Genomic DNA, 7,035 nt, shown 5'->3' on the forward strand with positions numbered 1-7,035 from the left:
GGAGAAGCGATGGCCGTGCCAGGAGATCCACCCAACGGCACCCCCGAGGGCATCGGCGGGGGTGACGACGAATTCCGGTCGGAAGAGCTCCGCTCGGTGGTGTTCGACGAGGACTTCGTCCGCGCTGCCCGGCTCCAGGAGTTTTCCGCGCAGGAGCGCATGGGCCTGCACGCCCGGGCCGTCCGCAGCCGCTCCATGTGGTCGAGCGGCGGCTCCGGCCCCCGGACCAGCACCCCGGGCCGGGGCGCCCGTCAGGGCATGCTGCTCGTACTGCTCATCGCCACGGCCTTCGCCTGCGCCGTCTACATGGGGCTGCGCAACCCCTACGTCCCGCCGCCCGGCGGCCCCGCCGAACCGCTCAGCAGCACCGTCATCCCGCTCGCACCCGCCGTCGCCGTGCCCGGCGGGCGGCCCGCCGACCTCTACGCGAACAGCCCCGCCGCCGAATACCGCGTCGGGGCGGCCGGGATCACCCTGCCGGCCGTGCGCCGCACGCACCACTTCACCGACGCCCAGGTCGTCACCGCGCTGTCCATCGCCAAGGACTACCTGGTGCAGTCCTCGCTGGACCCCGACGTCCTGGCCGGAACCGCCTCCCGGCCGGTGCGGGTGCTGCTCGACCCCGACCAGCTGGACCAGTTCGACCGCAGCATCACCTCGCCCTCGGGCGACGGCAGGCACGCCGCCACCGGCTGGCTGGTCCGCTTCGACCCGGCCACCGCCGTCGTGGCCGACTCGCGGGTACGGGTCAACGGCACCCTCGCCTTCGCCGAGGTGAACCCGGACGCGCTGGAGGTGCTCACCGACCACACCTTCGTGTACGCCGTACGCCCGGCCACCGGAGCCCCGGCCGCGGTCGACGGCGCCTCGCTGTTCACCGTCCGCCGCGAGCTCCGGCTGCGCTTCGACCGGGAGGACCTGGCCGCCCGGCGGGCCGAGCTGGCCTCGGCCTATGTGATGGCCGGGCCGCAGGCCTGCTCCAGCGACCCCGCGGAAGCCTTCCGCCCGCTGCCGGCCGGGGCCGGACCGACGACGGTGGGCCCGGCCCCGAGCGATCCGTACGCCAGCGGGCACCCGCGGCGCACGGCCGGGCTGTGCGGCGTGCTCGCCCCGCCGGGGACCGAGCCCGCGGCCGAGCCCCCGACCGGGCCCGCGACCGGGCCCACGACCCCTCAGGGCACCCCGGTCAGCCCTGCTCCGTAGACCCGCCCTTGCCCTCGGAGCCGCCGCCGGAGGCGTTGCCGGAGCCGGACGCGGAGGACCCGGGGGCCGCGCCGGTGAACTTGTCGCGGAGCTTGCCGCCCATGTCGGCCGCGCCGCCCGCGATGTCGCCGACCAGCTTGAACAGCGGGTCCTTGCTGGTGCGCACCGAGTCGGCGTAGTGCGCGGCCGACTGGCGGAAGGAGTCGGCCACCGAGGTGTCCTTGTCCTCCTCGCGCCGCGGGTAGTGGCCGTCCATGATGCGCTGGTGGTCGCGGCTCTCCGACCACTTCTTCAGCTCGGCCGCCCGCACCGTGGTGAAGGGGTGCGTCCGCGGCAGCATGTTCATGATCTTCAGGACGGAGTCGCGCAGATCGCCGCTCGACTCGTACTCCTCGGCCTGGGCCAGGAAGGCGTCCACGTTCATCTCGTGGATGTGGTTGCCGCCCGCGAGCTTCATCAGGCCGCGCATCGAGGCCTGGAGGTCCTGCCCCACCAGCAGCCCGGCCCGGTCCGCCGAGAGCTCCGACTTGCGGAACCACTCCCGCAGCGCGGTCACGATCGCCATGATCGCCACATTGCCCAGCGGGATCCACGCGACCTTCAGCGCCAGGTTCGTCAGGAACAGCAGGATCGTGCGGTAGACGGCGTGCCCCGACAGCGCGTGGCCCACCTCGTGGCCCACCACCGCCCGCATCTCCTCCTCGTCGAGCAGCTCGACCAGGCTCGTCGTCACCACGATGATCGGCTCGTCCAGCCCGATGCACATGGCGTTGGGCTTCGGGTCCTGCTGCACGTACATCTGCGGGACCTTCTCCAGGTCCAGGATGTAACAGGCGTCGCGGAGCATCTCGTACAGGTGCGGGAACTGGGTCTCGCCCACCCGCACCGAGTCCGACAGGAACAGCAGCCGCAGGCTCCGCTCCGGAAGCAGCCCGCTCAGCGCCTTGAACACCGTGTCGAAGCCGCTCAGCTTGCGCAGCGCGACCAGCGCCGAGCGGTCCGCCGGGTGCTCGTACGCCCGCGAGGAGATGCCGGGGAACCTCCTGCGGTCCCGCGCCGGCACCTTCTCGAACCCTGTCTGCGTCATTGCGCCCTCCCCTGGATCGACCTGCGTGGCCCTGCGTCTATCCTCTCCAACGCCTGAGTCGGCGTGAGCGTGCCCCAGGCCCCCGCATACGATGTGAGCGAAATCTCCGCCCGCTCCCCGACTCGATAGGTACCTGCCTGATGAGCCTCTCCTCCACCGCCCACAACCTGGTCGTCCTCGCCTCGGAGGGGGCCGAACAGCACGGCGGCAACCACGACAGCCTGAACCCCTACCTCACCGGCGGCGCCGCGCTCGTCATCCTGCTCCTGATGCTCTGGATCACCACGCGCCTGAACCGCGACCGCTAGGTCCTCCCGACCTGGACCGCCGAGTCGTCCGGGCCAGTAGGCTCTGCGCTCATGGGAGAGCAGGAGACGCCTACCGGCCCGGTCAAGCGCCGGCTCGGGGTGATGGGCGGCACATTCGATCCGATCCACCACGGACACCTGGTGGCCGCCAGCGAGGTGGCCTCGCTGTTCCACCTCGACGAGGTGGTGTTCGTGCCGACCGGCCAGCCCTGGCAGAAGTCGCAGCGAGCCGTGTCGCCCGCCGAGGACCGCTACCTGATGACCGTCATCGCCACGGCGTCGAACCCGCAGTTCTCGGTGAGCCGCATCGACATCGACCGCGGCGGGCCGACGTACACGATCGACACCCTGCGGGACCTGAAGGCGCTGAACGACGACGCGGACCTGTTCTTCATCACCGGTGCCGACGCGCTCGCCCAGATCCTGACCTGGCGGAACGCCGAAGAGCTGTTCTCCCTCGCCCATTTCATCGGGGTCACCCGGCCCGGCCACGTCCTCACCGACGACGGACTGCCCGAGGGCGGCGTCTCCCTGGTCGAGGTGCCCGCGCTGGCCATCTCCTCCACGGACTGCCGCGCCCGGGTCGCCGAAGGGGATCCCGTCTGGTACTTGGTGCCCGACGGCGTGGTGCGCTACATCGACAAGCGTGAGCTGTACCGGGGAGCCTGAGCTTCCGGAGAGAGGGGCCCGCGGTGAACGACCGACAGGATCCGTACGACCCGTACGCCGGACACGAGCAGCAGCTCATCGGCTACGACGCGTACGGGCGGCCGGTGTACGGCCAGGCGCCCGCGCAGCCCGCCCAGCCCGCCCAGGACTACCCACAGCAGCAGTACGGCTACGACTACCAGGCGCAGGCCCCGTCGTACGGACAGCAGCAGCCCCAGCAGCAGTACTACGCCGACCCCGCGCAGGACTACGCGCAGCAGGCCCCGGCCTACGGGTACGACACGCAGCAGACCCAGCAGGCTCACCAGGCCCAGGCGCAGCAGACCCAGGCCCAGCAGTGGATCCCGCAGCAGACGGCCCCCGAGCCCCCGTACCAGCCGGAGCCGGAGCCGGAGCCCCAGCCCGAGCGGCAGCGCAGTGCGCAGGTCCCCGAGCCGCGCCGGGCCGAAGGCGAGTCCCAGGCCGGGCGGGACTACCGCACCGAGATGTTCGCCTTCATCGACCAGCCGGACGAGGACTCCGAGGACGTCATCGACTGGCTCAAGTTCACCGAGAGCCGGACCGAGCGCCGTGAGGAGGCCCGCCGCCGCGGCCGCAACCGGGTGGTGGCGCTGATCGTCGTCCTCGCGGTGTTCGTCGTCGCCGGCCTCGGCTACCTCTGGTACGCGGGCAAGCTGCCCTTCCTCGACGGCCCCGGCAAGCGGGACAACGGCGCGGCCGCCGCCGACGGGCCGCAGAAGCGCGACATGATCGTCGTCCACGTGCACGACACCAAGAAGGGCGGCTCCTCCTCGGCGCTGCTCGTCGACAACGTCACCGCCAAGCAGGGCGCCACCGTCCTGCTGCCCGACACCCTCGGGGTCCCCGGCCCGGACGGGACCGCCACCGGCCTCGGCAAGGCCGTGGAGGGCGGTCTCGGCACCCGCGAGGCCCTCGACTCCGTGCTCGGCACGCACATCGGCGGCACCTGGCGGCTGGACACCCCCTTCCTGGAGAACCTGGTCGAGCTGGTCGGCGGCATCGAGGTGGACACCGACACGGCCGTCCCGGCCGACGACGCGGCCAAGATGCCCGCCGTGGCCCAGGGCCAGAAGCAGAGCCTCAGCGGCCCGATGGCCGTCGCCTACGCCACCTACCAGGCCCAGGGCGAACCGGAGGCCAAGCAGCTGGAGCGCATGGGCAAGGTCCTCTACGCGGTCCTGCGCAAGGTCCCGAGCGACCCGAAGGCGGCCGCGGTGACGGTCGAGAGCATGGGCCAGATCCTCGACCCGGCCCTGAACGCGCAGACGCTCGGCGCCCTGCTGTCGCGGCTCGGCGCGCACGCCAAGGTGGGCGCGTACCGCACCGACGTCCTCGGGGTGAAGGCCGACGGGGCCCTGACGGAGGACGCCACCAAGAAGGTCGTCAAGGAGGTCCTCGGCGGCTCCGTCACGGCCGGTCAGCCGGGCGCCGCCCCGCGCGTCGGCCTCAAGGACGCCACCGGCGACGAGAAGACGCAGGTCGCGGCGAAGGCGGCGCTGCTGAACGGCGGCTACGACTTCGTGGACGGCGGCAAGGCGGACAAGACCGCCGCCGCCTCGCAGATCACGTACCAGGACGACGCCCAGAAGGACCGGGCGCTCGAGGTCGCCAAGACGCTGGGGCTGCCCGAAACGGCCGTGAAGAAGGCCGAGAACGCCGTGAACGCGGACGTCGTGGTGATCCTGGGCAAGGACTACAAGGCGTCCTGACCCGGCTCCGGAGGCCCTGTCACCAGGCCTGACACGGGTGCACCGCCCGCGCGGAACGTTCCGCGCGGGCGGCGTCGGCGGTACATGAGACCCTTGTAAGGATCTGCCCGCCAACCCGAAAGCATGGCCAGTGACCGCCACGGACCGCTCCATCGAGCTCATCACCGCCGCCGCCCAGGCCGCGGCCGACCGGCTCGCGCACGACATCATCGCGTACGACGTCAGCGACGTGCTGTCGATCACCGACGCCTTCCTGCTCGCCTCGGCGCCCAACGACCGCCAGGTCAAGTCGATCGTCGACGAGATCGAGGAGCGCCTCCTCAAGGAGCTCGGCGCCAAGCCGGTGCGCCGCGAGGGCGACCGCGACGCCCGCTGGATCCTGCTCGACTACGTCGACATCGTCGTCCACGTCCAGCACAGCGAGGAGCGGGTCTTCTACGCGCTGGAGCGCCTGTGGAAGGACTGCCCCGAGATCGAGCTCCCCGAGGACGCCAAGCTCACCATCGGCAAGGCCGAGGAGCACGCCAAGCTGCGCGAGGCGGCCGGCGACGACGAGCTGGACGGTGATCTGTTCTGAGCACGACCACCTCGGGCAAGTCCGGCAGGAAGATCGTTCTCTGGCGGCACGGTCAGACGTCGTGGAACCTGGAGCGCCGCTTCCAGGGCTCCACGGACATCGAGCTGACCGAGACCGGAGTGGCGCAGGCGCGCCGCTCCGCCCGGCTGCTCGCCTCGCTGCAGCCGGACGCCATCGTGGCCTCCGACCTGCGGCGCGCGTCGGCCACCGCCGCGGAGCTGGCCGCCGTCACGGGGCTGCCCGTCACGCACGACGCGGCGCTGCGCGAGACGTACGCCGGTGAGTGGCAGGGCCTGACGCACGACGAGATCCTCGCGAAGTACGGCGAGCAGTACGCGGCGTGGAAGCGCGGCGAGCCGGTCCGCCGGGGCGGCGGTGAGCTGGAGACCGAGGTCGCCGACCGCGCCGCGCCGGTGGTGCTCGAGCACGCCGGCCGGCTGCCGGAGGGCGGCACGCTCGTCGTGGTCAGCCACGGCGGCACCATCCGTACGACCATCGGCCGCCTGCTGGGCCTGGAGTCGTACTACTGGGAGGGCCTGGGCGGGCTCTCCAACTGCTGCTGGTCCGTCCTCGGCGAGGGCGCGCGCGGCTGGCGCCTGCTGGAGCACAACGCCGGCACGCTGCCGGAGCCGGTGCTCGGCGACGACGACTGAGCGGCTCCGCGCCGCTCCCCGCGGGGGCCTCCACCCGGATTTCACTTTCCGGCTGGTCACAGGCTAGAGTTCTTCTTGTTCGCAGCGCGGAACACCGGAGACGGGGGGAGCGCGGCGGAGAGCGGGGCTATAGCTCAGTTGGTAGAGCGCCTGCATGGCATGCAGGAGGTCAGGAGTTCAATTCTCCTTAGCTCCACAATCAGGATCCCGTCCCCAACAGGGGGCGGGATCCTTGCTTTTGTACCCTTTGCGATTGCTGACCTGGCCCGTACCGGCATGGCAGAATCGGACGGCCGGAGGGGGGAGACGACGGCCCGATGCGGGAGGGAGTCGCTGACGGATGGGTGCACACCGGCGGCGGTGCGACTGGTGCAACAACGGCACGCCGATCGTGCGGGACATGGAACCGGTCAACCCCGACTACCAGTACTGGTGCGAGGAATGCGCGCGGGCGCTGATCATAAAGGGCGACCCGATCGAGACGTACCGGGAGCTGGAGGGGGAGCCGATCTACGGCCGGCTGCTCGACGAGCACTGCACGCTCAAGAGGTTCTACCAGTTCGCAAGAGCGTGACGAGATAGGTCAAACCGGGCATGGCCTGCGGTCGACGGAAACCGATTTTTGGACCAGGGCCATGACCGTGTAATGTTTGGGACGTCGCCAAGGGGAACCGGAAACGGAAGCCGGGCGGCAGGCAAGACAAGGGGCTATAGCTCAGTTGGTAGAGCGCCTGCATGGCATGCAGGAGGTCAGGAGTTCAATTCTCCTTAGCTCCACAGTGAAGAAGCGGGCCACCCGGATCGGGTG

The 7,035-nt window shown here is 71.1% G+C and carries 8 protein-coding genes and 2 tRNA genes; 9 read left to right on the forward strand and 1 reads right to left on the reverse strand.

Annotated elements, in window-relative coordinates; translation table 11 throughout:
• Nucleotides 1–9: 9 nt before the first annotated feature.
• Nucleotides 10–1,203 carry a hypothetical protein gene (locus ACFWP3_RS25350; protein ID WP_384225110.1) on the forward strand — a complete coding sequence of 398 codons (1,194 nt, stop codon included), beginning with the start codon at nt 10–12 and terminating at the stop codon, nt 1,201–1,203.
• Here the strand turns inward: ACFWP3_RS25350 and ACFWP3_RS25355 are convergent.
• Nucleotides 1,187–2,290, reverse strand: coding sequence for a M48 family metallopeptidase (locus tag ACFWP3_RS25355; protein ID WP_384225112.1), 1,104 nt, complete (start codon nt 2,288–2,290; stop codon nt 1,187–1,189). The genes ACFWP3_RS25350 and ACFWP3_RS25355 overlap by 17 nt on opposite strands.
• 140 nt (nt 2,291–2,430) lie before the next feature.
• Here ACFWP3_RS25355 and ACFWP3_RS25360 point away from each other — a divergent pair, with 140 nt between their 5' ends.
• The 8 genes from ACFWP3_RS25360 (at nt 2,431) to ACFWP3_RS25395 (ending at nt 7,004) form a co-directional block, all read left to right on the forward strand.
• Nucleotides 2,431–2,598, forward strand: a complete 168-nt coding sequence (locus ACFWP3_RS25360) for a hypothetical protein (RefSeq protein WP_384225115.1) — start codon at nt 2,431–2,433, stop codon at nt 2,596–2,598.
• Nucleotides 2,599–2,649: 51 nt separating this feature from the next.
• Nucleotides 2,650–3,267 carry a nicotinate-nucleotide adenylyltransferase gene (gene nadD / locus ACFWP3_RS25365; protein ID WP_384225117.1) on the forward strand — a complete coding sequence of 206 codons (618 nt, stop codon included), beginning with the start codon at nt 2,650–2,652 and terminating at the stop codon, nt 3,265–3,267.
• Nucleotides 3,268–3,290: 23 nt separating this feature from the next.
• Nucleotides 3,291–4,997 (forward strand): LCP family protein, encoded by a 1,707-nt coding sequence (locus ACFWP3_RS25370; RefSeq protein WP_384225119.1) that lies wholly within the window; start codon nt 3,291–3,293, stop codon nt 4,995–4,997.
• A 130-nt stretch (nt 4,998–5,127) separates the two neighbouring features.
• On the forward strand, nt 5,128–5,574 hold the full coding sequence (gene rsfS, locus ACFWP3_RS25375; RefSeq protein ID WP_030008628.1) for a ribosome silencing factor: 447 nt from the start codon (nt 5,128–5,130) through the stop codon (nt 5,572–5,574).
• A complete protein-coding gene (locus ACFWP3_RS25380; protein WP_384225125.1) occupies nt 5,571–6,227 on the forward strand; it encodes a histidine phosphatase family protein in 657 nt (218 codons plus the stop codon). The genes rsfS and ACFWP3_RS25380 overlap by 4 nt, the downstream gene beginning before the upstream one ends.
• Before the next feature lie 123 nt (nt 6,228–6,350).
• Nucleotides 6,351–6,423: transfer RNA gene (locus tag ACFWP3_RS25385), tRNA-Ala, on the forward strand.
• A gap of 144 nt (nt 6,424–6,567) precedes the next feature.
• Nucleotides 6,568–6,801 carry a hypothetical protein gene (locus tag ACFWP3_RS25390; protein ID WP_007264019.1) on the forward strand — a complete coding sequence of 78 codons (234 nt, stop codon included), beginning with the start codon at nt 6,568–6,570 and terminating at the stop codon, nt 6,799–6,801.
• A 130-nt stretch (nt 6,802–6,931) separates the two neighbouring features.
• Nucleotides 6,932–7,004 (forward strand) — tRNA-Ala (locus ACFWP3_RS25395).
• Nucleotides 7,005–7,035: the final 31 nt, after the last annotated feature.

This window comes from Streptomyces sp. NPDC058525 (assembly GCF_042719495.1).
Classification (GTDB): Bacteria; Actinomycetota; Actinomycetes; order Streptomycetales; family Streptomycetaceae; genus Streptomyces.

What these genes read in the sequence shown, in the direction of transcription:
- ACFWP3_RS25350 (WP_384225110.1), top strand. Translation starts at nt 10, where the DNA reads ATGGCCGTGCCAGGAGATCCACCCAACGGCACCCCCGAGGGCATCGGC.
- nadD (WP_384225117.1), top strand. Translation starts at nt 2,650, where the DNA reads ATGGGAGAGCAGGAGACGCCTACCGGCCCGGTCAAGCGCCGGCTCGGG.
- ACFWP3_RS25355 (WP_384225112.1), bottom strand. Translation starts at nt 2,290, where the DNA reads ATGACGCAGACAGGGTTCGAGAAGGTGCCGGCGCGGGACCGCAGGAGG.
- ACFWP3_RS25390 (WP_007264019.1), top strand. Translation starts at nt 6,568, where the DNA reads ATGGGTGCACACCGGCGGCGGTGCGACTGGTGCAACAACGGCACGCCG.
- ACFWP3_RS25360 (WP_384225115.1), top strand. Translation starts at nt 2,431, where the DNA reads ATGAGCCTCTCCTCCACCGCCCACAACCTGGTCGTCCTCGCCTCGGAG.